The following is a 25,796-nucleotide window of genomic DNA, read 5'->3' as shown; positions in this document are numbered from 1 at the left end:
TTTTGACGCGCGACGCGCAAGTGAACTGACGGCAAAATTGCTAATGCTGTCAACCTTTTGCACGTTTTGCCGTTATCACTTTGTAATCGCCGCCACAGGCGATACCGCGCGTGACGACCCGTCGCCGCGACCGCTCCTCGCAAGGCCCGCATTGACCATGTTCCACCGACTTCAACACAGCTTCGAGCGCCTCCCCGCGCTGCTCGGCCGTGCATCGAAAGCGCTTGGCAGCCGGGGACTTCTGTCGCCCGTGCTCGCGCTCGTCATTTGCGGATTGCTGCTGGTCGTGCTGCAGCATCTGTCCGAGGCAGTGAATTACCGTTCGGTGATCCGCGAACTGCGCCAGTTGTCGGCGCGCGAGTGGATCGGTGCGCTCGGCGCGACCGCGCTCAGCTACGTCGCGTTGGTCGGGCGCGACGCGGTCGGCCTGCGCTATCTCGGCGCGAGCGTGCCGCGCGCGGCGCTGTGGGTCGGCGCGACGGCCGGTTCGGCGCTCGGCAATGCGACCGGTTTCGGCGCGCTGACGGGCGGGGCGGTGCGCGCGCGCGTGTACGGCGTCGCGAACATCACGCCCGCGCAGATCGGCCGCATGACGGTGTTTACGAGCGTGTCGCTCGCGCTCGCCCTCGTCTTGATGACCGCGCTGGGCATGGTCTGCATGGCGGGCCAGCTCGCGCCGATGCTGCATCTGTCGCCAGTCGCGCTGCGCTGGAGCGGCGCTGCGCTGCTGCTCGCGCTGGCGCTCGCCGCGGCCGCGTGCCGTCGGCAAACCCGGCCGATCCGCACGCGCTGGCAGTGGCTCTCGTTCGATATTCCCGCGCGCCGCGATCTACTCGCGCAGGTTGCGCTGGCGGTGCTCGACGTGGTCGCCGCGGGCCTCGCGTTGTGGGCATTGCTGCCGCATGCGAACGTGAGCTTCGTCGGCTTCATCACCGTCTACGCGGCCGCGATGCTGCTCGGCCTGATTGGCCATACGCCAGGCGGCGTCGGCGTGTTCGAAGCGGCGATGGTGTTCACGCTGAGCGGCAGCGTGCCGATGCATCAGATGGTCGCCGCGCTGCTCGCGTATCGCGCGATCTATTTCGGCGTGCCGCTGATCGTCTCCGCGGCGCTGCTCGCGGGCTTCGAGGGGCGCGCGCTGAAGAATCGTCTGTCGATGTTGCAGGCGCAGCGCGTGTCGGAACTCGCGCCACTGTTTCTGAGCCTCGTCACGTTCGTGGTCGGCGGCATGCTGGTCATTTCGAGCGCGACGCCGGCGTTCTGGCAGCGCATTCATATGCTGCGCGACCTGGTGCCGCTGTGGGTGCTCGAAAGCTCGCAGATGCTATGCAGCGTGCTCGGCGTGCTGCTGCTGTTCGTCGCGCGCGGCCTGCTGCGGCGGCTCGATGCGGCATGGTGGATGACGCTCGCGCTCGCGTTGCTGAGCCTCGCGCTGTCGCTGACCAAGGGTCTCGCGTTCGTCGAAGCCGGTGTGCTCGGCATGCTGATCGTGCTGCTGCTCGCGACGCGCAAGCGCTTCAACCGTCATTCGTCGCTGTTCGCGGAGCGTTTCACGGCCGGCTGGCTCGTGTCGGTCGCGATGGTGCTGATGCTCGCGACGTGGGTCATGCTGTTCGCTTTCCGTGACGTGCCGTACACGGGCGATCTGTGGTGGCAATTCGCGTTCGACGAGCGCGCGCCGCGCGCGCTGCGCGCGACGCTCGCCGCGAGCGTGTTCGCCGCGACCTTCTCGTTCTGGCAATTGCTGCGTCCGGCGCCGGGCCGCTTCGTGAAGCCGGCGCCCGAAGATCTGCACGACGCCGCGCGCATCGTGCGCGCGCAGGAGCGCAGCGATGCCGGTCTCGCGTTGATGGGCGACAAGAGCTTCCTGTTTTCGGAGTCGCGCGAGGCGTTCCTGATGTACGCGAAATACGGCCGCACGTGGGCCGCGTTGCACGATCCGGTGGGGCCGCGCGAAGAGTGGGCGGGTCTCATCAGCAAGTTCGTCGCGCTCGCGCATGCACATGGCGGTCGCGCCGCGTTCTACCAGGTGCGCGCGAATGCGCTGCCGCTGTATCTCGACGCTGGCCTCACGCTGCTGAAGCTCGGCGAGGAAGCGCACGTCGTACTCGACGACTTCGATCTGAAGGGCTCGCATCGCGCGCATCTGCGCTATGCGCTCAAGCGCGGCGAGCGCGACGGCTTTAGCGTCGAAGTGATCGATCAGGCCCATGTGCCGGCCTCGCTCGAAACGCTGCGCGGCATTTCCGACGGTTGGCTCGACAGCCGCGACGCGCGCGAGAAGAGCTTCTCGGTCGCGGCTTTCCATGACGAATACCTGGCCGCGCAGTCGGTGATGCTGGTGCGCCAGAACGGCGAGCCGGTCGCATTCGTGACCTTCATGACGACCGATATGAATACCGAGGCGACCGTCGGCGTGATGCGTCACGTCGAAAGCGCGTCGCCGTATGCGATGGAATATCTGTTCACGCAGCTCGCGCTGCATCTGAAACAGGCGGGCTTCCGCTCGCTCAGTCTCGGCATTGCGCCGCTCTCCGGCGTGCAGCCGACACCGCTCGCGTCACGCTGGCATCGGCTGGCCGGCATCGTGTGGCGCTTCGGCGGCCGCTTCTACAACTTCCGCGGACTGCGTGCTTTCAAGAGCAAGTTCCAGCCGCGCTGGGAGCCGCGTTATCTCGCGGCATCCGGTTCGGGCGTGTTCTTCACGCTCGCGGACCTGTCGCTGCTGGCAGGAGGCCGGCGTTCATGACATTGCATCCGTTGTTCCGGCTCGCCGTCGCGGCAAGCGTTCTGAGTTGCGGCGCGCTCGCGCACGCGGCCACCACCACCGTGCCCGGCGGCCGCTATGGCGACGTGCGCGTGACGCAGCCCGAGGGGCCGCTGCGCGGTTTCGTCGTGCTGTATTCGCAGGCAAGCGGCTGGAGCGCAGCCGATCAGCAGAGCGCCGATGCGCTCGCGAAAGCGGGCGCGATGACGGTCGGCGTCGATACCGCGCACTACGCGGCCAACCTTGCCGCGAAAAAGGAAACCTGTCATCAGTTGGTGGGCGATGCCGAGGCGCTGAGCCATCAGCTCGAACGGCAATCGCAGTCGAGCCGCTACTTCGCGCCGATCGTCGCGGGTACGGGGCAGGGCGCGACGCTCGCGATGCACGTGCTCGAGCAGGCGCCGTCCAATACGATCGCGGGCGCGGTGTCGGTCGACGCCGATCACACGCTCGACGCGCGCTTCGAACCGTGTCCGCCCGACCCGACCGTGATTCGCGACAAGGTACCGGGCTTCGTCGAAAAGGCGAGCACGGGCAATGCCGATCGCGCGCGTCTCGTTGCATTGCTGACGCCGCATCTGCAGCCGGTCTCGATCAGCGCCGACGACTTGTCCGACCTGCCGCTGATCGAATTGCCGGCCGCGCATCCGAACGGCTTGATGGCGATCGTGATTTCCGGCGATGGCGGCTGGCGCGATCTCGACAAGACGATCGCGCAGGCACTGCAGAAAGATGGGGTGTCGGTGGTCGGCTGGGACAGCCTGCGTTATTTCTGGAGCGAGAAGCCGCCCGCGCAAACGAGCCGCGATCTCGCGCGGGTGATGCAAACCTATGGCGAGCGCTGGCACGCGCAGCATATCGCGCTGATCGGCTATTCGTTCGGCGCCGACGTGCTGCCGTTCGCGTATAACCGTCTGCCGCAGGCGCAGCGCGATAAGGTGTCGCTGATTTCGCTGCTCGGCTTCGCGCCCGACGCCGATTTCCAGATTCGCGTCGGCGGCTGGCTCGGCATGCCCGCGAGCGACAAGGCGCTGACCGTGCGCCCCGAGTTGACGCATGTGCCGCCGTCGATCGTTCAATGCTTCTATGGCGAGAGCGAGACCGACACGCTGTGTCCGGCGCTCGACAAGACCGGCGTCGAAGTCATCCGCACGACCGGCGATCATCACTTTGGCCGCGATTACAACGCGCTCGAGCAACGCATTCTCGCGGCATTCAAAAAGCAGAGCGGCGTGCGCGATTGATGTCGGTGTTGGTCGTCTCAGCGGGGCGCGCTTGCCGGTGCGCCCCGTTTTTCTTGTGTGGCACTGCCGCACTGCGCGGAGATTGACAAAGCTTGCCGAGTCGACGAAGATCGCCGACATGAACTGCCTCGACATCCGTATTGCGCTGATTATTAGCATCATTCATCGAATGGTGGGTTAGCGCGCGTCGACTTGCAGTCACACATACCCGCCAAACGAGGCGGGTTTTTTTATGTCCGCTTTCAGGTTCATTCTCTGCCTGCCTCCTGGCGAACATGCCGCGATTGCTATCGTTCGATGTCGATCGCCGTTGATGCGTTGTTGCATCGAATGTTGCCACCCAGGAGCTTGCCGTGCTGTTAAACGAACTCGAACAGGCCGCCGCAGCGGCCGGGCGCGTCGCGCCGTCTCACGACTACCTGAAAAAGACCCTGACCGCGCGCGTCTACGACGTGGCGCGCGAGACCGAACTCGAACGCGCCCCGAACCTGTCGGCGCGGCTGCGCAACCCGGTCTATCTGAAGCGCGAGGACAACCAGCCGGTGTTCTCGTTCAAGCTGCGCGGCGCATACAACAAGATGGCGCATATTCCGGCCGAGGCGCTCAGTCGCGGCGTGATCACCGCGTCGGCGGGCAATCATGCGCAGGGCGTGGCGTTATCGGCGGCACGCATGGGCGTGAAGGCGATCATCGTCGTGCCGGTGACGACGCCGCAGCTCAAGGTCGACGCGATCCGCACGCATGGCGGGCCGACCGTCGAGATCGTGCAGTTCGGTGAGTCGTATAGCGACGCCTATGGTCACGCGGTCAAGCTGCAGGAAGAGCGCGGCCTGACCTTCGTGCATCCGTTCGACGATCCGTACGTGATCGCCGGCCAGGGCACCGTCGCGATGGAAATCCTCAGCCAGCACCAGGGCCCGATTCACGCGATCTTCGTGCCGATCGGCGGCGGCGGTCTCGCGGCCGGTGTCGCCGCATACGTGAAATCGGTGCGCCCCGAGATCAAGGTGATCGGCGTGCAGACCGATGATTCGTGCGCGATGGCCGCGTCGTTGCAGGCGGGCGAGCGCGTGACGCTGAACGAAGTGGGCCTGTTCTCCGACGGCACCGCGGTGAAGCTCGTCGGCGAAGAGACCTTCCGTCTGTGCCGCGAATATCTCGACGAAGTGCTGCTCGTGAACACCGATGCGCTGTGCGCCGCGATCAAGGACGTGTTCCAGGACACGCGCAGCGTGCTCGAACCGGCGGGCTCGCTCGCGGTGGCCGGCGCCAAGCAGTATGCCGAACGGGAAGGCATCGAGAACCAGACGCTGATCGCGATCACGTCGGGCGCGAACATGAACTTCGACCGCATGCGCTTCGTCGCCGAACGCGCGGAAGTGGGCGAAGCGCGCGAAGCGGTCTTCGCGGTGACGATCCCCGAAGAGCGCGGCAGCTTCAGGCGCTTCTGCGAGCTGCTCGGCACGCGCAGCGTCACCGAGTTCAACTACCGGATCGCCGACGCGAACTCGGCGCATATTTTCGTCGGCGTGCAGATCCGCAATCGCAGCGAATCGGCGCAGATCGCCGGCGCCTTCGAAGCGCACGGCTTCGCCACCGTCGACCTGACCTTCGACGAACTGTCGAAGCAGCACATCCGCTACATGGTCGGCGGCCGCTCGCCGCTCGCGCGCGACGAACGACTGTTTCGCTTCGAGTTTCCGGAACGTCCGGGCGCGCTGATGAAATTCCTGTCGTCGATGGCGCCGAACTGGAACATCAGCCTGTTCCACTACCGCAACCAGGGCGCGGACTACAGCTCGATTCTGGTCGGCATTCAGGTGCCCGGGAGCGACCACGCGGCGTTCGAGCGCTTCATCGAAACGCTCGGCTATCCGTGCTGGGAAGAGACGAAAAATCCCGTCTATCGACTGTTTCTTGGCGAGTTGAAGGTCGTTTAGCGGATCGGGGTTTACCTGAAGGAACGCCATGCCGCGGCACGAGCCGCGGGTCGTCCAAATCGGCGGAAAACCCCACCAGACTTGCGTTTTCGGCCGAAACAGCCGCGCGGCGCTGGCTCCCGCCTTACACCTTCTATCGCGTGGCGCGATACGGCCTATCCGCCATATCGCGTTGCGGGATAGGCGTCGCGATCGTCACACTGAGCGCAAATTTCATCACCGCATTCAGGAGACTACATGCGCACCCAAGTCGGCATCATCGGTGCAGGGCCCGCTGGCCTGCTTCTTTCCCATCTGCTTCATTTGCGCGGTATCGACTCGGTCGTGCTCGAAACGCGCACGCGCGATCAGATCGAATCGACGATTCGCGCCGGCGTCCTCGAGCAGGGCACGATGGACCTGCTGACGCAAACCGGTCTCGGCGAACGCATGAAAGCCGAAGGCGCGCTGCATCACGGTTTCGAACTCGCGTTCGAAGGCAAGCGTCGCCGCATCGATCTGACCGGCCTCACCGGTCATGCGATCACGGTTTATGCCCAGCACGAAGTAATCAAGGATCTAGTCGCGGCGCGCGTCGCCGCGGGCGCCGAACTGCGTTTCGGCGTATCGGAGACGTCGGTGCACGGCATCGATACCGATAAGCCGTCGATCCGCTATCGCCACGAAGGCGCGGAGCACGAACTGCAATGCGACTTCGTGATCGGCTGCGACGGCTCGCAAGGCGTGTCGCGCCAGGCGATCCCGCAGACGCTGCGCAAGGATTTCGAGCGCGTCTATCCGTTTGGCTGGTTCGGCATTCTGTGCGAAGGCCCGCCGTCGTCGGACGAGCTGATCTACGCGCGCCACGAGCGCGGCTTCGCGTTGATCAGCACGCGCTCGCCGAACGTGCAGCGCATGTATTTCCAGTGCGATCCGAAAGACTCGGTCGACAACTGGTCTGACGATCGCATCTGGGCCGAGCTGCATGCGCGCGCCGATTCGGACGAAGGCCACAAGATCATCGACGGCAAGATCTTTCAGAAGAACATCGTCGGCATGCGCAGCTTCGTGTCGACGACGATGCAGTACGGGCGCCTCTTCCTCGCTGGCGACGCCGCGCATATCGTGCCGCCGACTGGCGCGAAGGGCATGAACCTCGCGGTCGCCGACGTGAACGTGCTCAGCAAGGCGCTCGACGCGTTCTACAAGGAAAGCCGCGCCGATCTGCTCGACCGTTACAGCGAAACCGCGCTCAAGCGCATCTGGCGCGCCGAGCACTTCTCGTACTGGATGACCAGCATGCTGCATCGTATCGAAGGCGCTTCGGCGTTCGAGCAGCAACTGCAGGTCGCCGAGCTCGAGTACGTGACGACGTCGCGCACGGCCGCGACAGTACTGGCGGAGAACTACGTCGGCGTCGCCGGCGCGCAGATGCAGGCGCAGCTGTAAGCGCTACTGCAAGCACCGCGCGATCATCGGGATCGCTAATTGATAGACAGATCCCGATGCGCGGCCGCCTGAAACTCCTTGGGCGTGACGCCGGTCAGCTTGCGGAAATAGCGGCTGAAATAGGCCGCATCTTCGAAACCGAGCGCATGCGCGATCTGTTTGATGCTCGAACCCGAGTAGACCAGATCGCGCTGCGCCTCGCGTATCAACTGATCGTTGACGAGCGACAGCGGCGAATGGCCAAGCTCCTCACGACAGATGCGCCCCAGTTGCGCCGCGGTCACCCCCAATTTTTCCGCATAAAAATCGATTGGCAGATGCTCGCGCACATGCGTGGCGATCAGTTCGCGTAGCCGTTTGATCTGCGCGGCGCGCCGGTCATTGACGGTCGCGCCCGCGCTCGAGGCGGCATCGGTCAGCCGGGCGACCTGCACAAAAAGTGCAATCATCAGCGACATGCCCGCGGCGATATGGCCGCGCGCGCTGCCGCGAAATTCCTGCTCCAGCAAACCGAACAAGGGCATCAACGTGCGCTCGCCGACCGAGGGCCGCACGGGAATCAGCGCGGGCCGTTGCAGCACCGGCACGAGGCCCGGCGACACCGCTTTCGAAATCGACTCCAGCGCGCGCTGCGCGGCCGTAATCACGAGCCCGTCGATCTCCGGCGAAAACACGAAACCGTGCACCGTTTGCGCTGGAATCAGGATCAGGCATGGCGCGTCGATCGTGAGCTTTTCGCTTTCGATCAGCACGTGGCCCGAACCGCCGCGGATATAGAGAATCTGCAGCAATGCATCGTGCCGGTGCGCGGCGATATGCCAGTCGTTCGGACGACTGCGCTCGACGATCCATTCGAAATTGAACGCGTCGTACCACGGCGGCCGCGCGGACTCTCCGTACAGATCGTAGTTAGGGATATTCCTCATGCGGTTTTGTCTCCAATGTTCGAATTGTCCTGCGACGCGCTGCCTTTGTCCAATTTTGTCCCGAACCGCGTGGCTATACTTTTTCCATCGAAGACGCGGTCGAATGACGCAGTTTGGTGAAGCCGGCCAACCTAAGCTCGCCGCGATCGTGAACATGGAGATCGGGAGGACTAAGCATATGAATCAACGGAAAGATCGGCGCGACACACCCGCCAACGCGCGACACTGGCTCGGGCTCGAAGGCAGCGTCTGCGTCGTGAGCGGCGCGGCGGGCGGCATCGGCAGCGCGATTGCTCAGGTGTTGGGCGACACTGGCGCACGCGTGGCGCTGCTCGATCGCGATGAGCAGAAGTGCCGTAACGTCGCGCAAGCGCTGAACGCGAGCGGTGTCGAAGCGCTGGCGCTCGCCTGCGATATCGGCGACATCGATAGCGTGCGCGGCGCGGTGTCGGAGCTCGAAGCGCACCTCGGCGTCGCCGATGTGCTCGTGAACAACGCGGGCCTGTTGCGGCCGGGGGGCATCGAAGAGATTGGACTCGATGCATGGAATGCGATGCTGCGCGTGAATCTGACCGGCTACATGCTGTGCTCGCAGCAATTCGGTCAACGCATGCTGAAGCGCGGCGCTGGCGCAATCGTGCATGTCGCGTCGGTGGCCGCGCATCATCCGCAGACCTATAGCGGCGCTTACAGCGCGGGCAAGGCCGGTGTCACGATGCTGTCGAAGCAGATCGCGGCGGAGTGGGGACCACGCGGTATTCGCAGCAATACCGTGTGCCCGGGCATGATCCGCACGCCGCTGTCGGCGGCGTTCTACGAGCACGGCGATATCGAACGCCGGCGCAGCGCGATGACGGCGAGCCGCCGGATCGGCGAGCCGAACGATATCGCCGATGTCGTCGCGTTTCTCGCGAGCGAACGCGCGGCCTATGTGAACGGCGCCGAAGTCGTCGTCGATGGCGGCTTCGAAAGCATGCTGATGGACCTCGTGCCGCGTCCCGGCTTCGAAGCCACCCAGGCCGCGCAACCCACCCAGGCCGACCGCCAGGTCCGCGCGTAAGGAGACCATCATGACCAACGCAACACGCGGCGCGACACTCACGTGCGACGTGCTCGTGATCGGTTCGGGTGCGGGAGGGCTGTCGACCGCGATCACCGCGCGCAAACACGGTCTCGATGTCGTCGTGATCGAGAAGGAGCCGTTCTTCGGCGGCACGACCGCGTTTTCAGGCGGTGTGCTGTGGATTCCGGGCAACCGTCACGCAAAGAGCAACGGCGTCGGCGATACGCGCGAAGCGGCGCTGACCTATATGCGCAGCGAAACCGGCGCGTGCTTCGATGCCGCCGCCGTCGACGCGTTTCTCGACACGGGCCCTGAGATGCTCGACTTCTTCGAGCGCGAAACCACCGTCAAATTCGTGCCGACGCTGTATCCCGACTATCACCCGAACGTGGGCGGCGGTGTCGACATTGGCCGCTCGGTCGTCGCCGCGCCGTTCGATGCGCGCGCGCTGGGCCAGGACATCTCGCGATTGCGCCCGCCGCTGAAGACGATCACGTTCATCGGCATGATGTTCAACTCGTCGAACGCGGATCTGAAGCACTTCTTCAATGCGACGCGTTCGCTCACCTCCGCGCTGTACGTCGCGAAGCGCCTCGCGAGCCATCTGAAGGATCTTGCGCTGTACCGGCGCGGCGTGCAGATCACGAGCGGTAACGCGCTCGCCGCACGGCTCGCGAAGTCCGCGCTCGATCTCGGCATTCCGATCCATACGAACACGGCCGCTCGCGAGCTGACCGTGGAGAACGGCGGCGTGACCGGCGCGCTCGTCGCCGGACCGCAAGGCGAGATGCGCATCGTCGCGCGACGCGGCGTGGTGCTCGCGTGCGGCGGCTTCTCGCATGACGTCGCACGGATCGCCCACGCGTATCCGCATCTGCGGCGCGGCGGCGAACACCTGTCGCCGGTGCCGCGCGGCAATACGGGCGACGGCGTCGGCATGGCCGAACGTCTCGGTGCGCGGGTGGCGATCCGTTTTCCGCAGCCCGCCGCATGGATGCCGGTGTCGCGCGTGCCGACGAGCGACGGCAGCGTCGGCGTGTTTCCGCATCTGGTGGATCGCTACAAGCCTGGCGTGATCGGCGTGACGCGCGCGGGCAAGCGCTTCACCAACGAAGCGAATTCGTATCACGACGTGGGTGCCGCGATGATCGAGGCCTGCGCGAACGAACGCGAAACCGCGATGTGGCTGATCTGCGATCACGCGACGATCCGCAAATATGGGCTCGGTTACGCGAAGCCGGCGCCCGTGCCGCTCGGCCCGCTGCTGCGCAACGGCTATCTGAGCAAGGGCCGCACGCTCGCGGAACTCGCGCGCAACGCGGGTCTCGACGGCACGGCGCTCGAGGCGACCGTGAAGCGCTACAACGCCGACGCGGTGCGTGGCGAAGATCGCGAATTCGGCCGCGGCACGACGTCGTTCAATCGCTATCTGGGGGACCCGGAGCACCAGCCGAACCCGTGCGTCGCGCCGATCGGCGACGGTCCGTACTACGCGCTGAAGGTCGTGATGGGCGATCTCGGCACCTTCGACGGCATCTCGACGAACGTCACCGGCGAAGTGCTCGACGTGAAAGGCGCACCGATCGCCGGCCTGTACGCGGTCGGCAACGATCGCGCGAGCGTGATGGGCGGCAACTATCCGGGCGCGGGTATCACGCTCGGGCCGATCATGACGTTCGGCTATATCACTGGCCGTCATCTCGCGGGCGCGAGTGTGAAAAGCTCGAAGAGCGCAAGCAACGCGGCCCCCCGCGCAGCCGAAACCGTATTGAGGACCGGCACATGAGCCAGGGCAAACCTTTCGTCGATCATCGCATCTACACGATCCGTCCGCGCGGCATGGCGGAGTTCATCGACGTTTTCGACCGGCTCGCGATGCCGATTCAGCTCAAGTATCTGGGCGCGCCAGTCGGCTTTTACATGAGCGATATCGGCGCGCTGAACCAGGTCGTGCATCTGTGGGGCTACGAGAGCATCGGCGACTACGATCAGCGCCGCACCGCGCGCGATGCCGATCCGGAGTGGCCCGCGTATCTGCAGGCGTCCGCGCATCTGATCGTCGCGCAGGAGAGCCGCATCATCAGGCGAGTCGACTTCAGGACGCTGACGATGCTGCGCTAGCCGCCCGTTCGAGGAGGAGACAGGCATGAACGAACGGACAGCGCGACGCTCGCAAGCACGGTCGCGACCACCGTCGCGGCGACCGCGTGTTGAACAGCAATTCGAACAATAAGAAAACACCTCATCATCTCAAGGAGACATCGCAATGAACCAGCTGAAAGGAGCATGCACATGAGCCGCTCCGAACGCAGTGTAGACGTGCAGGCCTTTATCGACGGACAGCGCTTCTCGCCGTTTCAATGGACGATTCTGGTGCTGTGCTTTCTGGTCGTCGCCGCCGACGGTTTCGACACCGCCGCGGTCGGCTTCATCGCGCCGTCGCTCGTGCAGCAGTGGGGCATCGCGCGCAGCGCGCTCGGCCCGGTGATGAGCGCGGCGCTGGTGGGACTCGGCATCGGCGCGCTCGCGGCCGGCCCCTGCGCGGACCGCATCGGACGCAAGACGGTGCTAGTGCTGTCGGTGTTCTTCTTCGGGCTGTGGAGTCTCGCGGCGGCCCGCGCGAGCTCGATCGAATCGCTGACCTTGCTGCGCTTTTTCACCGGCCTCGGTCTCGGCGCGGCGATGCCCAACGCGGTCACGCTGATGGCCGAGTACGCACCCGCGCGGATTCGCGCGGTTGCCGTCAATGCGATGTTCTGCGGCTTTTCAGGCGGTCTCGCGATCGGCGGTCTCGCATCCGCATGGCTGATTCCGCATTTCGGCTGGCCGAGCGTGCTGGTCGCCGGCGGCGCCGGTCCGCTCGTGCTGAGCGTGATGCTGATACTGTTTTTGCCGGAATCGGCGCAATTTCTCGCGGTGCGTAAGCGCGCCGATCAACGGATCGCGCGAATCCTGCAATGCATCGCGCCCCACGACCGCTTCGACGGATGCCGTTTTTTCGCGCTCGACGTGTGCCGCAATACCGGCGACGCGCGTTCGCAATGGGCGCTCACGATCATCCTGTCGGCGCGCTACCGCTTCGGCACGCTGATGCTGTGGCTCGCCTATTTCATGGGGCTACTGATTTACTATCTGCTGACCAACTGGCTGCCGACGCTGTTCAAGGACACCGGCTTCTCCGGTGAAAAGGCCGCGTTGATGACGTCGCTGTTTCCGCTCGGGGGCATCCTCGGCAATCTGTGCGTCGGCTGGGTGATGGATCGCTTCGCTGGGCATCGCGTGATCGCGTTCACCTACGTCCTCGTCGGCGCGCTCGTGTTGCTGGTGGGGCGGGGCGTCGGCCATCAGGTCTGGCTCGGGACGCTGATCTTCCTGACCGGCACGGTCGCGACCAGCGCGGTCACGTCGATGTCGGCGCTCGCGGCGAGCTTCTACCCGACCCGGGCGCGCGCGACGGGCGTGGCGTGGATGCTGGGAATCGGCCGCGTCGGCGGCGTGGCGGGCGCGCTCATCGGTGCGGCGTTGATGGGGCTCGGCTGGCACTTCGGCGCCGTGTTCAGCCTGCTCGCGGTGCCGGCCGTGATCGCGGCGGGCGGGGTGGTATTGATGATGCGGCGCGAACCGCTCGATCACGCATCGGTCGATGAAAACGTCGGCGCCATAGCGATCGAATGAGCGCGGCGTCGGGCGTGCCGCTACGCTCGAACAACGCGCGAGCGCTCAGGACGCGCGCAGCAACGCCATTTCGTTGTGCAGCAGCGCGAGCAATTCGTCGTCGGTTGGCCGCGTGCCCCAGTGGCGCGCGCCGGCCACCGACGCGATCGCCATCCACGAATGCGGCGGAAACCATTCGCGCACCAGCGTGCCGTCCTGGCGCAGGCACAGCTGGCCGGTCAGCTCGCTGTATTCGGCGCAAATGTGCGCGCCGTCGACCTGCGCGGTAACTCGTCTCGGATCATTGCGTAGCACGTCGTCGCTCCTGTCAAAGGGGTGGCGCGAATGCAAGCGCGACACGGTGGCGCGATGGACGCCACCTGCCGTCTATCAATGGTCATGCCCGCGATCGTCATGACCATGACCGTGCCAGCCGTTGTCGTGCCAGTCGCCGTGCGGGCCGCGTGCATCGCGCCATTCGCCGTGATGACGCTCCCACTGGCGACGCTCCCAATAGCGATGACCATCGTAGTAGCGTTCGCCGTACCAGCCCGGAGCGACTATGACCGCGGGAGGCGGCGCAGGCGCATAGACGGGCGCGGGCTGCACATAGACGGGCGGCGGAGCCTCGACCACGGCGGGCGCGACCGCGATGCCCGGCACGCCGATGTTCACGCCGACATCGACGTGCGCGAAAGCGGCCGATGATGCGCCGATCGCGAGACCCGCGACGACGGTCAACGATACCCAGCGGCTGCGTGAAAGACTCATGATTGTTCTCTGTTGTGTGGAGGTCTGTGATGGAGTGGCGAGCCGGACGCGCACCTACTGCGCGTGATGGCCCGATCAATAACGTTCGTCGTAGTGGTCATGATGCGGATGATCGCCAGGGACGACGATGCAGCCGCTCAACGCGCCACCGAGCGTGGCGGCAAGAATGACCAATGCGAGGATTTTTTTCATGATGTTGCTCCCTGAAATCTGTGATGCGAGTGCCTGTCGTGCGAAGCGTTTCATCTGATGCGCTTTCGTTTGAACCGAACTCTACTGAGCGGCGCGATTACCGGTGTGTTTGTGTGTAACAGGACGTGTCGATCCGAGCTCGCGCCGAAACGTCGATGCGAGTGCGATGAACGAGGAGGGAAGGCGCCGCGGGTTACGGGTCGAAATGCCGGGCGACTGTCAAGCGCGCGGGCAAACCCTTGAAGGGTCTATGAAAAAAAAAGCCTTCAAAGGCAGACGAAGCATGGATTCGAAGCGAAGGTTCGGCGCCTCGATTGCTGAAAAAAGAAGCGCATCGATTTTCGGCATATGTATGCGGCGCAGATACATTCGGTTGCAGACTGGGTAAGAAGTTCGATAGTGCGCTCGGGCGAGCGTGATGGAAAGACGCTACACCTGTAGCGTCATCAGCTTGTCTTAAGCTTCGGTGGGATAGGTAAAAACGCATCGCGTGCGCACAACTTACTGCGCGGCCGCGGGCTCCGGGGCGGTCGCTTCGCGATAGCCGAGCCGCGTCGAAATCGCGAGCCCGGCCTCTTTAAGCAACGCGACGTAATGCTGCTTCGTGTCGGCACCGCAGCGCATCGTCGGAAACGAAATCGACAGACCGGCGATCACACGGCCGAAGCGGTCGAACACGGGCACCGCGATGCATTGCAGGCCTTCTTCCTGCTCCTCGTTGTCCTCGCCGTAGCCCTGCTCGCGTACGCGCGGCAGGATGCTCAACACTGCTTCGGCGCAGGTCAAGGTCTTTTGCGTCGACTTGCGAAATTCGATGTGCGAGAGCACGTCACGCGCGTCGGCCGGGTCCATCCATGCGAGCAGCACCTTGCCGATCGCCGTGCTATGCAGCGGATTGCGCCGGCCGATCCGCGACTGCATGCGCAGCCCGTAGTCGGCGTCGATCTTGTGGATGTAGATGATGGCGTCGTCGTCGAACGCGCCCAGGTGTACCGCTTCGCGTGTCATCTGGCCGATGCGGCGCATCTCGATGTCGGCCTCGCGCACCAGATCGACGCTTTCGAGCGCTTTCGCGCCGAGCTCGAACAGACGGATCGTCAGCCGATAGCGTTCGGTTTCGACTTCCTGGGTCACGTAGCCGAGCGCCTTCAGTGTTTGAATCACACGATGCACGGTCGTCTTCGACATGCCGAGCCGTTGCGACAGCTCGCTGATGCCGATCTGTCCGGTGTCGCCGATCGCGCCGAGAATCGCGAACACGCGCCCGATCGACGACGCCGATTCGCCGCGCTCACCGCTGTCCGCATCGAGCGACGCTGCGCCGGCGGGTTCCTTGCGGGCTTTGCCGCGGGTCATATCGAGCGCCTTGTCGAGCGTCTTGTCGCGCGCAGTGTTCCTCGCAGTATTCCTCGCAGTGTTCCTGTGTGTTCCCGTTGCCGCCATGTTCGTCATTCCCTGTCTGTGCCAACTCGCCGCTGCCGCATCGAGCCGATGCTCACCGGCGCGAGAGCATAGCGCGTCGCGCGCACTCGTGGCGAGCTTGTGCCGTCCCTAGCGCGCGAGCCAGCCGCCATCCACCGCCAGTGTATGCCCATGCACGTAGTCCGACGCCGACGAGGCGAGAAAAACCACCGGCCCCGCGAGATCGTCGGGCACGCCCCAGCGGCCGGCCGGAATGCGGCCGAGTATCTCCTCGTTGCGCTGCGCGTCGTCGCGCAACGCCGCGGTGTTCGCGGTCGCCATGTAGCCGGGCGCGATCGCGTTCACGTTGATGCGTCGCGCGGCCCATTCGTTCGCGAGCAGTCGCGTCAGACCGAGCACGCCGCTTTTCGACGCGGTGTATGACGCGACGCGGATGCCGCCCTGGAACGACAGCATTGACGCGACGTTGATGATCTTGCCGCCGCTTTGCTGGCGCACGAACTGACGCGCCGCGGCCTGCGACAGGAAGAACAGGCTCTTGAGATTCACGTCCATGACCGCGTCCCAGTCGTCTTCGCCAAACTCGAGCGCGTCTTCGCGACGGATGATGCCTGCGTTATTGACGAGCACGTCGATGCGGCCGAACGCTTCGAGCGCGGCGCGCACGATGTCGTCGACCGAAACGGTCGACGCGAGATCGGCGCGCACGTCGGCGAAGCGGCGTCCGAGCGCCTCGACGCGCGCGGCAGTCGTGCCCGCGTCCGCGCGACTGACGCCGACGATGTCGCAGCCGGCCGCGGCGAGCGCGACGGCCATGCCGGCGCCGAGGCCGGTGTTGCTGCCGGTCACGATGGCGACCTTGCCGGTCAGATCGAAAGTGTTCACTGTGTTCGGACTCACGTTCGCTCAGCGCAGCTCGCGGACCGCGAGATGGTCCATGTCACCGAACACCTGGTTCTCGCCGACCATGCCCCAGATGAATGTGTACGCGCGCGTGCCGACGCCCGAATGGATCGACCAGCTCGGCGAGATCACCGCCTGCTCGTTGCGCACGACGATATGCCGGGTTTCGTGCGGCTCGCCCATCATGTGGAAGACGGCGGCGTCGTCGGCGACGTCGAAGTAGAAATACACTTCCATGCGGCGCTCATGCGTGTGGCAGGGCATCGTGTTCCACAGGCTGCCCGGTTCGAGCTTCGTCATGCCCATCGACAGCTGGCAGGTCGGCAGCACGTCGGGCACGATGAACTTGTAGATGGTGCGGCGGTTGCTCGTGGCCGGATCGCCGAGGGTTTCGGGCGACGCCTGGTCGAGCGAGATCGTGCGGGTCGGATAGCTGGTGTGCGCGGGCGCGCAGTTCAGATAGAACTTCGCCGGCCGGGTGGCGTCGGCGCTGCCGAACGCGACCGCTTGCGCGCCCTTGCCGATATAGATCGTCTCTTCGCGGCGCACCGTGTGGCGCGTGCCGTCGACGTCGACCCAGCCGTCGCCGCCGATGTTGATCGCGCCGAGTTCACGCCGCTCGAGCAGATAGTCGACGCCGATCGCCTTGCCGAGCGAGCCCGGCACTTCGACCGCGCGCTCGACCGGCCACACGCCACCGACGATGATCCGGTCGATATGGCTATACGTGAGCTTCAACGCATCGCGCTCGAAGATCTGCTCCACCAGAAACTCGCGACGCAGCCCGGTGGTGTCGAGCGTCTTCGCGTATTCGCTGTTGATGGCCTGTCTCACGTCCATTGATGGTTCTCCTGTCGGTATACGGGGCGCGGCGCCGCCTTGTGCCCGAGACTGTAACGCAGAATCGTGATTTCGGAACGCTGGTCCGAAAATATTGTGACGGGTGATTGCGGCTGGCAACGCATAGCGCGAACGAGCGGGTAAACGATAGTCGGGTTTAAGAAATAAAACGGAACGGCGTTCCTTTCATGATGCTATATTGCGCCGGACAGGGAGAGCCCGGCGTAGAACGGGACACCAACGCGGGTCATTGGCCCGTCAACGGGACGTCACCGTCCATGGAGGAGGCATGAAGATCAAGAAGGCCATCGACCGCATTCCTGGCGGTCTGATGCTGGTGCCGCTGCTGCTCGGTGCCTGTGTGCATACGTTCGCGCCGGGCGCGGGCAAATACTTCGGCTCGTTCACCAACGGCCTGATTACCGGCACCGTGCCGATCCTCGCGGTATGGTTCTTCTGCATGGGCGCGACGATCGACCTGCGCGCGACCGGCACCGTGCTGCGCAAGTCGGGCACGCTGCTCGCCACCAAGATGCTGGTCGCGTGGATCGTCACGCTGATCGCGGCGCGCTTCATTCCGATCGATGGCATCAAGACCGGGCTGTTCGCGGGACTGTCGATGCTCGCGATCACCACGTCGATGGACATGACCAACGGCGGGCTGTACGCGGCCGTGATGCAACAGTACGGCACGAAGGAAGAGGCGGGCGCGTTCGTGCTGATGTCGGTCGAATCGGGGCCGCTGATCAGCATGATCATTCTGGGTGCGACGGGGGTCGCGTTCTTCGAGCCGCGCCTGTTCGTCGGCGCGGTGCTGCCGTTCCTGATCGGGTTTGCGCTCGGCAACTTCGATAGCGAGCTGCGCGAGCTGTTCGGCCGCTGCGTGCATCCGCTGATTCCGTTTTTCGGCTTTGCGCTCGGCAACGGCATCGATCTGAACGTGATCGTCACGAGCGGCCTGCCGGGCATCGTGCTGGGGCTTGGCGTGATCGTCGTGACTGGCGTGCCGCTGATTCTCGCGGATCGCTGGATTGCCGGCGGCAATGGCGCGGCGGGGCTGGCGGCGTCGTCGACGGCAGGGGCCGCGGTCGCGAATCCGGCGATCATCGCCGACATGATTCCGAGCTTCAAACCGCTGGTGCCGGCCGCGACCGCGATGGTCGCCACCGCTTGCCTCGTGACCGCGATTCTGGTGCCGATCCTCACGGCGCTGTGGGTGCGCCGGCATCATGCGCGCGACGCGCTGCGCGAGGAGTTCGCCACCGGGACGCAGGCGGCGCCGCTCAACGAGCAGCGCGATGCGCATGTTTGAATGAGTCGGTAGCAGGAAGCCGGCGCGCCGCTCAGCGCGCCAGCTTCGCTTCGAGCATCGCTTTCACCGCCGGCCACTCGTCGTCGATGATGCTAAAGCGCACCGAGTTGCGCTTGCGCCCATCGGGCATGATCCGTTCGTGCCGCACGATGCCTTCCTGTTTCGCGCCGATGCGCAGGATCGCCGCGCGCGATTTGTCGTTGAGCTCGTCGGTCGTGAACTGCACGCGCACGCAGCGCATCACGTCGAACGCGTGGCACAGCAGCAGATATTTCGCCTCGGTGTTCACGACCGAGCGCTGCGCCGAGGCGGCGAGCCACGTATGGCCGATTTCGAGCTTGCGGTTCGCGCGATCGATCTTCCAGAACCGCGTACTGCCGACGATGCGGCCAGCACGGTCATTCTCGTCATCCTCGTCGCGCCGCACGATCACGAACGGTATCACCTTGCCGGCCGCACGGCCGGCGAGCGCGGTGGCGATATAGGCGTCGATCGTCGCCGGGCCCGGCACGACGGTCAGCTTCATGTCCCACAGTTGCCCGTCGGCGGCGGCGTCGACGAGGGCCTGCGCGTGCTCCTCGCGCAGCGGCCGCAGCTCGACGAACGAGCCGCTCAGCGTGGGCTGCATCGATTCGGCGGAAATATCGTTCATGGCAATAAAAAAGGTCCGCGAGCGGAAGACTCGTGGACCTGGCAGATCGGTTGAGCCGCGCTCGGGAACGATGCGAGCGGCAAAACCGCGGCGCCGTTCCCGAAGCGCGTGATTGGCGTGATTAAACCGACATCACCGTGACCGCCTTGGTGACGAGGTAGGCTTCCATCGCCTCCGGGCCGCCTTCCGAGCCGTAGCCGGAATCCTTGACGCCGCCGAACGGCATTTCCGGCGTCGGCGTGGCAGGCTGGTTGATCCACAGCATGCCGACTTCCATGCGCTGCGACAGCAGGTGCACGTTGGCGAACGACTTCGTATACGCGTAGCCGGCGAGGCCGAACGGCAGACGGTTCGCTTCGGCGATCGCTTCTTCGAGCTTGTCGAAGCCGCGAATCGCGGCGACCGGGCCGAACGGCTCGTTGTTGAACACGTCGGCGTCGAGCGGCACGTCGGTCAGCACGGTGGCCGCGAAGAAGTTGCCTTCGGTACCGACGCGCTCGCCGCCCGTCGCGACCTTCGCGCCGGTCTTGCGGGCGTCGTCGACGACCTTGGCCATCGCCGTCAGCCGGCGCGCGTTGGCGAGCGGCCCGAGCGTCGTGCCTTCGGCGAGACCGTCGCCGAGCTTCAGGCTTTCAGCGTGCTTGACGAGCGCCGCGGCGAACTCTTCGCGGAGGCTGTTGTGCACGAGAAAACGCGTCGGCGAGATGCAGACCTGGCCCGCGTTGCGGAACTTCGCGGCGCCGGCTGCCTTGACGGCGAGCGCGACGTCGGCGTCTTGCGCGACGATCACCGGCGCGTGGCCGCCGAGCTCCATCGTCGCGCGCTTCATGTGCGAGCCGGCCAGCGCCGCGAGCTGCTTGCCGACCGGCGTCGAGCCCGTGAACGTAACCTTGCGGATCACCGGATGCGGGATCAGGTAGCTCGAGATTTCAGCCGGATCGCCGAACACGAGGCCGACCGTGCCGGCCGGCACGCCGGCTTCGACGAAAGCTTGCAGCAGCGCCGCCGGCGACGCCGGGGTTTCTTCCGGCGCCTTGACGAGGAACGAGCAGCCGCAGGCGAGCGCCGCCGACAGCTTGCGCACGACCTGGTTGACCGGGAAGTTCCACGGCGTGAACGCCGCGACCGGGCCGATCGGCTCCTTCAGCACCTGCGACTGCGCGGCAAGGTTGCGCGACGGCACGATGCGGCCATACACGCGGCGGCCTTCGTCCGCGAACCATTCGATGATGTCCGCGGCCGCCAGCACTTCGCCGCGCGCTTCGGCGAACGGCTTGCCCTGTTCCTGCGTCATCAGGCGGCCGATGTCCGCGGCGCGCTCACGCACGAGGGCGGCGGCACGGCGCATGACGGTTGCGCGCTCATTGGCCGGCACCTTGCGCCAGGCTTCGAAGCCGCGCTGCGCGGCTTCGAGCGCGCGGTCCAGATCGGCGATGCCGGCATGCGCGACCTTGCCGATGGCCTGGCCGGTCGCGGGGTTGATCACGTCGAGGGTCTTGCCGCTGGCGGCGTCGCACCATTCGCCGTTGATCAGAAGACGGGTATCGGTATAGCTCGAGATGGCCATGCTGGGTTCCTGTGAGTGGGAAAACAACTGGCCGCGCGGACGTGTGGCACGAGGCGACACTCCTGCGCGGCCATGAACGAATTGCGGATACCATTTATCTTATCTGATTGCGGGCAATCGCACCGGGCGCGGCCCGCAGGCGCCCGGTCGCGGCATGCGGCTTGCTCAGGCTTGGCACCGGAGCGATTTTGCGGGTCGTGCCGGGGCGCCGCGTCAGCGCTGCACGAAACGCTTGCAGGACGCAGCGCTTCATCCATTCAACCGCTACTACAGCGCATCACGAGGACATCGCCATGCCAACCGGAACAGTGAAATGGTTCAACGACGCAAAGGGCTTCGGCTTCATCACTCCAGATGACGGCGGCGAAGATCTGTTCGCCCATTTTTCGGAGATTCGATCCGAAGGATTCAAGTCGTTGCAGGAAAACCAGAAAGTCAGCTTCGAAATCAAGCAGGGGCCGAAAGGCAAACAGGCCGCCGACATCAAGCCCGTGTGACGCCGGCAGGGCGGCTCATCCGCATGCGAGGCAACCATGGATAAGGACGCCGCCTACGCGGAGATCGAGCGCAATGGCGGCGCCGCCTATGCGAAAACCTTCGCCGCGCGCTATCCCGACGAACCGCTGACGCCGTTCTGTCATCGCTATCTGTTCGAGCAGACGCAGCGCGACGACGCGGCGCATGAGGCGGCCGCCGCCACGCACGACGACGAGCGCGGTTTCGCGCTGAGGTCGCTCGCGCGCATGGAGGCGTCGTCGCATATCGCGCAGGCGGCGGCGAGCGCGTCGCGCGACGCTGCGGCCGCCGCCCGCACGTCGGCGCGCGCGGCGCGGCGCTCGGCCTTCTGGACCATGATCGCCGCGCTCGCGTCGGCGCTCGGCGTAGTGGTAAACGCGGCCCTCAATCTCGGCTGGCTCGAATGGGCGAGGCATCTCGCGCGATGAGCGACGCGTCGGGCCGAGCGTTCGCGCCCGTGAACATGGCGTGAATCGGCGGCGCCGGCGGCGCTCGCCCGCACGCCACGCGAGAACCTATCCATTTACCACACCGATACGACATCGATGCGACACGATTGCACGAGCGCGTCGATTGTACAAATCGCCCCATCGGAGCATGCCGCGCGCGGTCTGAACGCAGTATTATTCTTCAGGTTTCCTTCAGCTTTGCTCCGTACTATTTGCGCCACTGCCCGTGGCCTTTCCGGACCGCGGCCGCCGCTACGTGCAGGTCGAGCACAGGCTTTCTCGACCTGTATTCGGGCAATGGAACAGAATAGATTCCCGACTGAAAACCGAAAGCGCCTATAAAGGCTTGCTGGAGCATCCATGAAAACTCTGTTCTTGCAGGCGCCGTCGTACGACGGCTTCGATGGTGGTGCGGGTTCGCGCTATCAGGCCAAGCGTGAAGTTCGCTCGTTCTGGTATCCGACGTGGCTCGCCCAACCCGCGGCACTGGTTCCCGACAGCCGCGTGCTCGACGCCACTGCAGACGGCCTGTCCGTCGACGCCGCCCTCGACATCGCCTCGCAATACGAGCTGGTGGTGATCCACACCAGCACGCCATCCTTCCCGACCGACGCGTTGTTCGCCCAGGACCTCAGGAAGCGCAAGCCGTCACTGCTGATCGGCATGGTCGGCGCGAAGGTCGCGGTCGATCCGCACAATTCGCTGACCGCGACCGAGGCCATCGACTTCGTGTGTCGCGAGGAATTCGATTTCACCTGCAAGGAAATCGCCGAAGGCAAGCCGTTCGCGCAGATCCTGGGCTTGAGCTATCGCACCCCCGACGGCTCGATCGAGCACAACGAAGCGCGCCCGATCCTTGAGAACATGGACGAGCTGCCGTTCGTCGCGCCGATCTACAAGCGCGATCTGACCATCAAGAATTACTTCAACGGCTACCTGAAGCATCCGTACGTATCGCTCTACACTGGCCGCGGCTGCCGCTCGAAGTGCACGTTCTGCCTGTGGCCGCAAACGGTCGGCGGCCATCGCTATCGGGTGCGTTCGGTCGAGAACGTGCTCGAGGAAGTCAAGTGGATTCGCGACAACATGCCCGAAGTCAAGGAGATCATGTTCGACGACGACACGTTCACCGACTTCAAACCGCGCGCCGAAGAAATCGCGCGAGGCATGGGCAAGCTGGGCGTCACATGGTCGTGCAACGCGAAGGCGAACGTGCCTTACTCGACGCTGAAGATCATGAGGGAAAACGGCTTGCGCCTGCTGCTGGTCGGCTACGAATCCGGCGACGACCAGATCCTGCTGAACGTCAAGAAGGGCTTGCGTACCGACATCGCGCGGCGCTTCGCCCAGGACTGCCGCACGCTGGGCATCAAGGTGCACGGCACCTTCATTCTCGGCTTGCCGGGCGAGACGCCGGAAACGATCCAGAAGACCATCGAGTACGCGAAAGAGATCAATCCGCTGACGATCCAGGTGTCGCTCGCGGCGCCGTACCCGGGCACTACGCTCTATAACCAGGCGGTCGAGAACGGCTGGCTCGCGGAGAACAAGGTGATCAATCTCGTCAGCAAGGAAGGCGTGCAGCTGGCGGCGATCGGCTACCCGCATCTGTCGCGAGACGAGATGTACCACCAGCTCGAAAACTTCTATAAACGCTTTTATTTCCGGCCGTCGAAGATCTGGGAGATCCTGCGCGAAATGCTGACGAGCTGGGACATGATGAAACGGCGCCTGCGCGAAGGCGTCGAATTTTTCCGCTTCCTGCGCGCGCACGAGGCGTGAGCGCCGTACACCTCGCCGCCGTCACGCTCGCGTACGCGTGCGCGGCGGCGACCGTTGTCGGCATCGGCTACACCGTGCTCGCGAGCGCGCTGATCGGGCGCTTCTTCGCGAGGGATGTAGCCGAACCCTCCAGCTTTCCACCCATTACGGTGATCAAACCGTTGCATGGCAACGAGTGGGCGTTGCTCGACAATCTGTCGAGCTTCTGCGCGCAAAATTATCCCGGGCCCGTGCAATTCCTGTTCGGCGTGCATGACTGCGCCGACCCCGCGCTGCAAACCGTCAACGAACTGCGGCGTCTCCATCCTCAGGCGGACATCACCGTCGTCGCCGATGCGCGTCTGTACGGCCCGAATCGCAAGATCAGCAATATCCTCAACATGGTGCCGCAGGCGCGCCACGACGTGCTCGTGTTCGCCGACAGCGACGTGTGCGTCGGCCCGGACTATCTGCGCAACGTGATCGGCGAATTGCAGCAGCCGGGCGTCGGGCTCGTCACCTGCGCATATCGCGGCCAGCCCGATCCGGGTTTCTGGCCGCGGCTGTCGGCGATCGCAACCAACTACCAGTTCCTGCCGGGCGTCGTCACCGGACTCGCGCTCGGGCTCGCGCGGCCGTGCTTCGGCCAGACCATCGCGATGCGGCGTGACACCTACGAGCGGATCGGCGGCTTCAAGCCGTTCGTGCAGCATCTGGCCGAGGACTACGAGATCGGCGCGGCGGTGCGCGCGGCGGGCGAGCAGGTCACGATTCCGCCGTTCGCAATCGCGCATGCGTGTGTCGAAGCGAGCGCCGCACAACTCGTGACGCACGAACTGCGCTGGAGCCGCACGATTCGCCGCATCGATCCGCTCGGGCACTTCGGCACGGCGCTCGTGCATCCGTTGCCGTTCGCGCTGCTCGCGCTCGCGTGTTCGGGCGGCGCGCCGTGGGCGTGGCTGCTCGCGGCAGTGACGCTGGTCGCGCGTCTCGCGTTGAAGTGGCGCGCGGATCGGGCGTTGCGCCAGCGCTGCCGCGATCTGTGGCTTCTGCCGTTATGGGATATCGTATCGTTTGCGATTTTCGTCGCGAGCTTCCGCTCGTCGCGGGTGATCTGGCGGGGCTTCAGCTTCAAGGTCGACGGCGATGGGCTGCTGTCGGCGGCGCAGGACGAATGACGAACGAACGGCAGATTGGGCTGGCAATGAACGAAGAAGCTTCGAACGGGCGAAATGGGAGCGCCCTGGCGACGCATGGCAGCGCCCCGGCGACACGCGGCGTGCGGCGCATCACGAATACCGAGGTCGTGTGCGAGGTGCCCGCATGATGAAGCATCTGGGCCGCGCGGCTGCGCTCGCGGGTTTGCTGATCTCTTTGTGGCTCGTCTGGCGCGAAGACCCGCGCGCGGTGCTCAGCGCGTTGCGCGCGGCTGGCGCGGGCCTCGTGGTGGCCGCGCTCGCGCATGTGCTGCCAATGATCGCCAACGCGTGCGACTGGCGCTCGCTGATTCGCGGCGCGAACCGCCCCAGCTTCGGCAGGATGCTGCATCTGGTGTGGGTGCGCGAATCGGTCAACTGCATGCTGCCGGTCGCGCGGATCGGCGGCGAACTCGTGTCGTTCCGTATGTTCAAGCGCTGGGGCGTCAGGCCGTCGACAGCGGTGGCCAGCACCATCGTCGACATGCAGCTGACCGTGATCAGCCAGCTGATGTTCACGATGGTCGGGATTGGTTTTCTGTTCGCCAATGCGCAATCGGGCGCGCTGCGGCTCGCCGGGCAGCTCGCGTGGGGCGTGGTCGCGTTGACGCCGGTGCTGTTGCTATTCGGGCTCGTCCAGCATGCCAATCCGTTCGAGCGCATCACGCGCGTGGCGAACCGCGTGACGAGCGGCAAGCTAACCGCGCTGGTCGGCCACTCCGCTCAGATCGATCAGTCGATCAAGGTGATCTGGCGCCGCCGCGCGGTCGTGCTGCGCTATCTGTTCTTCTGGCAGCCGCTGCAATGTGTGCTGACCTCGCTCGAAATCTGGCTCGCGCTGTATTTCCTCGGCGCACGCGTGACGCTAGTCGAGGCGATCGTGATCGAATCGCTGATCCAGGCGGTCAGCAGCGCCGCGTTTTTCGTGCCGGGCGGTCTCGGCGTGCAGGAGGGCGCTTTCGTACTGATTGGCGGCGCACTGGGGCTCGACCCCGCCACCTGTCTCGCGCTCGCGGCCGCGCGGCGAATTCGCGATCTGCTGATATTCGTGCCGGGCCTGATCGCGTGGCAGCTGTTCGAGGCGTCCGGCAGCGCGCGGCCGCATGCCGCACCGCACGGCGTGCGCGCCGAACTGGCCAAGCAGCGTTCGGGCGTCGCTGACGCGAACCGGGGCGGCGAGCGGCGCTGAGCGA

The 25,796-nt window shown here is 65.2% G+C and carries 22 protein-coding genes; 14 read left to right on the top strand and 8 right to left on the bottom strand.

Going from position 1 to position 25,796, the window contains the following annotated elements; all coding sequences use genetic code 11:
* The first annotated feature begins 157 nt into the window (after positions 1 to 157).
* From mprF to OKW29_RS26055, 4 genes are all read left to right on the top strand, one after another.
* Positions 158 to 2,749 (top strand): bifunctional lysylphosphatidylglycerol flippase/synthetase MprF, encoded by a 2,592-nt coding sequence (gene mprF, locus OKW29_RS26070; protein ID WP_429293142.1) that lies wholly within the window; start codon positions 158 to 160, stop codon positions 2,747 to 2,749.
* Positions 2,746 to 4,011: a virulence factor family protein gene (locus OKW29_RS26065; RefSeq protein WP_429293141.1), complete on the top strand. Its 1,266-nt coding sequence runs from the start codon at positions 2,746 to 2,748 to the stop codon at positions 4,009 to 4,011. The genes mprF and OKW29_RS26065 overlap by 4 nt, the downstream gene beginning before the upstream one ends.
* A 353-nt stretch (positions 4,012 to 4,364) precedes the next feature.
* Positions 4,365 to 5,951, top strand: a complete 1,587-nt coding sequence (ilvA, locus tag OKW29_RS26060) for a threonine ammonia-lyase, biosynthetic (RefSeq protein ID WP_429293140.1) — start codon at positions 4,365 to 4,367, stop codon at positions 5,949 to 5,951.
* Positions 5,952 to 6,188: 237 nt separating this feature from the next.
* Positions 6,189 to 7,379: a 4-hydroxybenzoate 3-monooxygenase gene (locus tag OKW29_RS26055; protein ID WP_429293139.1), complete on the top strand. Its 1,191-nt coding sequence runs from the start codon at positions 6,189 to 6,191 to the stop codon at positions 7,377 to 7,379.
* Between the two features lie 35 nt (positions 7,380 to 7,414).
* Here OKW29_RS26055 and OKW29_RS26050 read toward each other — a convergent pair whose 3' ends face one another.
* Positions 7,415 to 8,305, bottom strand: a complete 891-nt coding sequence (locus OKW29_RS26050; RefSeq protein ID WP_429293138.1) for a helix-turn-helix domain-containing protein — start codon at positions 8,303 to 8,305, stop codon at positions 7,415 to 7,417.
* Positions 8,306 to 8,483: 178 nt separating this feature from the next.
* Here OKW29_RS26050 and OKW29_RS26045 point away from each other — a divergent pair, with 178 nt between their 5' ends.
* The 4 genes from OKW29_RS26045 (at position 8,484) to OKW29_RS26030 (ending at position 13,043) form a co-directional block, all read left to right on the top strand.
* The gene (locus OKW29_RS26045; RefSeq protein WP_429293137.1) at positions 8,484 to 9,365 is read left to right on the top strand and encodes an SDR family NAD(P)-dependent oxidoreductase; all 882 of its coding nucleotides are present in this window, start codon (positions 8,484 to 8,486) and stop codon (positions 9,363 to 9,365) included.
* A 10-nt stretch (positions 9,366 to 9,375) separates the two neighbouring features.
* The gene (locus tag OKW29_RS26040; RefSeq protein WP_429293136.1) at positions 9,376 to 11,154 is read left to right on the top strand and encodes an FAD-dependent oxidoreductase; all 1,779 of its coding nucleotides are present in this window, start codon (positions 9,376 to 9,378) and stop codon (positions 11,152 to 11,154) included.
* Positions 11,151 to 11,489, top strand: a complete 339-nt coding sequence (locus tag OKW29_RS26035; RefSeq protein ID WP_018417780.1) for an NIPSNAP family protein — start codon at positions 11,151 to 11,153, stop codon at positions 11,487 to 11,489. The genes OKW29_RS26040 and OKW29_RS26035 overlap by 4 nt, the downstream gene beginning before the upstream one ends.
* Positions 11,490 to 11,660: 171 nt before the next feature.
* Positions 11,661 to 13,043, top strand: a complete 1,383-nt coding sequence (locus OKW29_RS26030; protein WP_429293135.1) for an MFS transporter — start codon at positions 11,661 to 11,663, stop codon at positions 13,041 to 13,043.
* A gap of 45 nt (positions 13,044 to 13,088) precedes the next feature.
* Here the strand turns inward: OKW29_RS26030 and OKW29_RS26025 are convergent, their stop codons facing one another.
* The 5 genes from OKW29_RS26025 to kduI form a co-directional block, all read right to left on the bottom strand.
* Complete coding sequence (locus tag OKW29_RS26025) at positions 13,089 to 13,337, bottom strand: hypothetical protein (RefSeq protein WP_026225344.1); 249 nt, start codon at positions 13,335 to 13,337, stop codon at positions 13,089 to 13,091.
* A gap of 75 nt (positions 13,338 to 13,412) precedes the next feature.
* A complete protein-coding gene (locus OKW29_RS26020; RefSeq protein WP_429293134.1) occupies positions 13,413 to 13,793 on the bottom strand; it encodes a hypothetical protein in 381 nt (126 codons plus the stop codon).
* A 693-nt stretch (positions 13,794 to 14,486) separates the two neighbouring features.
* The gene (kdgR, locus tag OKW29_RS26015) at positions 14,487 to 15,341 is read right to left on the bottom strand and encodes a DNA-binding transcriptional regulator KdgR (protein WP_429293133.1); all 855 of its coding nucleotides are present in this window, start codon (positions 15,339 to 15,341) and stop codon (positions 14,487 to 14,489) included.
* 195 nt (positions 15,342 to 15,536) lie between these two features.
* On the bottom strand, positions 15,537 to 16,307 hold the full coding sequence (gene kduD, locus OKW29_RS26010) for a 2-dehydro-3-deoxy-D-gluconate 5-dehydrogenase KduD (RefSeq protein WP_429293132.1): 771 nt from the start codon (positions 16,305 to 16,307) through the stop codon (positions 15,537 to 15,539).
* Between the two features lie 6 nt (positions 16,308 to 16,313).
* Entirely contained in the window at positions 16,314 to 17,150 is an 837-nt protein-coding gene (gene kduI / locus OKW29_RS26005; protein WP_429293131.1) for a 5-dehydro-4-deoxy-D-glucuronate isomerase, read from the bottom strand.
* A gap of 289 nt (positions 17,151 to 17,439) precedes the next feature.
* Here kduI and kdgT point away from each other — a divergent pair, with 289 nt between their 5' ends.
* Entirely contained in the window at positions 17,440 to 18,462 is a 1,023-nt protein-coding gene (gene kdgT / locus OKW29_RS26000) for a 2-keto-3-deoxygluconate transporter (RefSeq protein ID WP_429293130.1), read from the top strand.
* A 31-nt stretch (positions 18,463 to 18,493) separates the two neighbouring features.
* On the opposite strand, the gene OKW29_RS25995 is transcribed toward kdgT, so the two are convergent.
* A complete protein-coding gene (locus OKW29_RS25995) occupies positions 18,494 to 19,114 on the bottom strand; it encodes a GNAT family N-acetyltransferase (protein ID WP_429293129.1) in 621 nt (206 codons plus the stop codon).
* A 121-nt stretch (positions 19,115 to 19,235) separates the two neighbouring features.
* Positions 19,236 to 20,681, bottom strand: coding sequence for an NAD-dependent succinate-semialdehyde dehydrogenase (locus OKW29_RS25990; RefSeq protein ID WP_184065898.1), 1,446 nt, complete (start codon positions 20,679 to 20,681; stop codon positions 19,236 to 19,238).
* A gap of 293 nt (positions 20,682 to 20,974) precedes the next feature.
* On the opposite strand from OKW29_RS25990, the gene OKW29_RS25985 reads away from it, so the two are divergent.
* The 5 genes from OKW29_RS25985 to OKW29_RS25965 all read left to right on the top strand — a co-directional run bounded on the left by OKW29_RS25985 (position 20,975) and on the right by OKW29_RS25965 (position 25,792).
* Positions 20,975 to 21,178 (top strand): cold-shock protein, encoded by a 204-nt coding sequence (locus OKW29_RS25985; RefSeq protein ID WP_007181784.1) that lies wholly within the window; start codon positions 20,975 to 20,977, stop codon positions 21,176 to 21,178.
* Positions 21,179 to 21,214: 36 nt separating this feature from the next.
* A complete protein-coding gene (locus tag OKW29_RS25980) occupies positions 21,215 to 21,625 on the top strand; it encodes a hypothetical protein (protein ID WP_429293128.1) in 411 nt (136 codons plus the stop codon).
* A 381-nt stretch (positions 21,626 to 22,006) separates the two neighbouring features.
* Positions 22,007 to 23,428, top strand: coding sequence for a hopanoid biosynthesis associated radical SAM protein HpnJ (gene hpnJ, locus OKW29_RS25975; RefSeq protein WP_184043334.1), 1,422 nt, complete (start codon positions 22,007 to 22,009; stop codon positions 23,426 to 23,428).
* The gene (hpnI, locus tag OKW29_RS25970) at positions 23,425 to 24,585 is read left to right on the top strand and encodes a bacteriohopanetetrol glucosamine biosynthesis glycosyltransferase HpnI (protein ID WP_429293127.1); all 1,161 of its coding nucleotides are present in this window, start codon (positions 23,425 to 23,427) and stop codon (positions 24,583 to 24,585) included. Before hpnJ ends, hpnI begins: the two co-directional genes overlap by 4 nt.
* A 145-nt stretch (positions 24,586 to 24,730) precedes the next feature.
* Positions 24,731 to 25,792 (top strand): lysylphosphatidylglycerol synthase domain-containing protein, encoded by a 1,062-nt coding sequence (locus OKW29_RS25965; RefSeq protein ID WP_429293126.1) that lies wholly within the window; start codon positions 24,731 to 24,733, stop codon positions 25,790 to 25,792.
* Positions 25,793 to 25,796 lie beyond the last annotated feature (4 nt).

The organism is Paraburkholderia sp. CI3 (assembly GCF_050436505.1).
Lineage (GTDB): Bacteria > Pseudomonadota > Gammaproteobacteria > Burkholderiales > Burkholderiaceae > Paraburkholderia > Paraburkholderia tuberum.
Note: the sequence above shows the minus strand (reverse complement) of the source record. Positions and strands in the feature narration are given on the sequence as shown.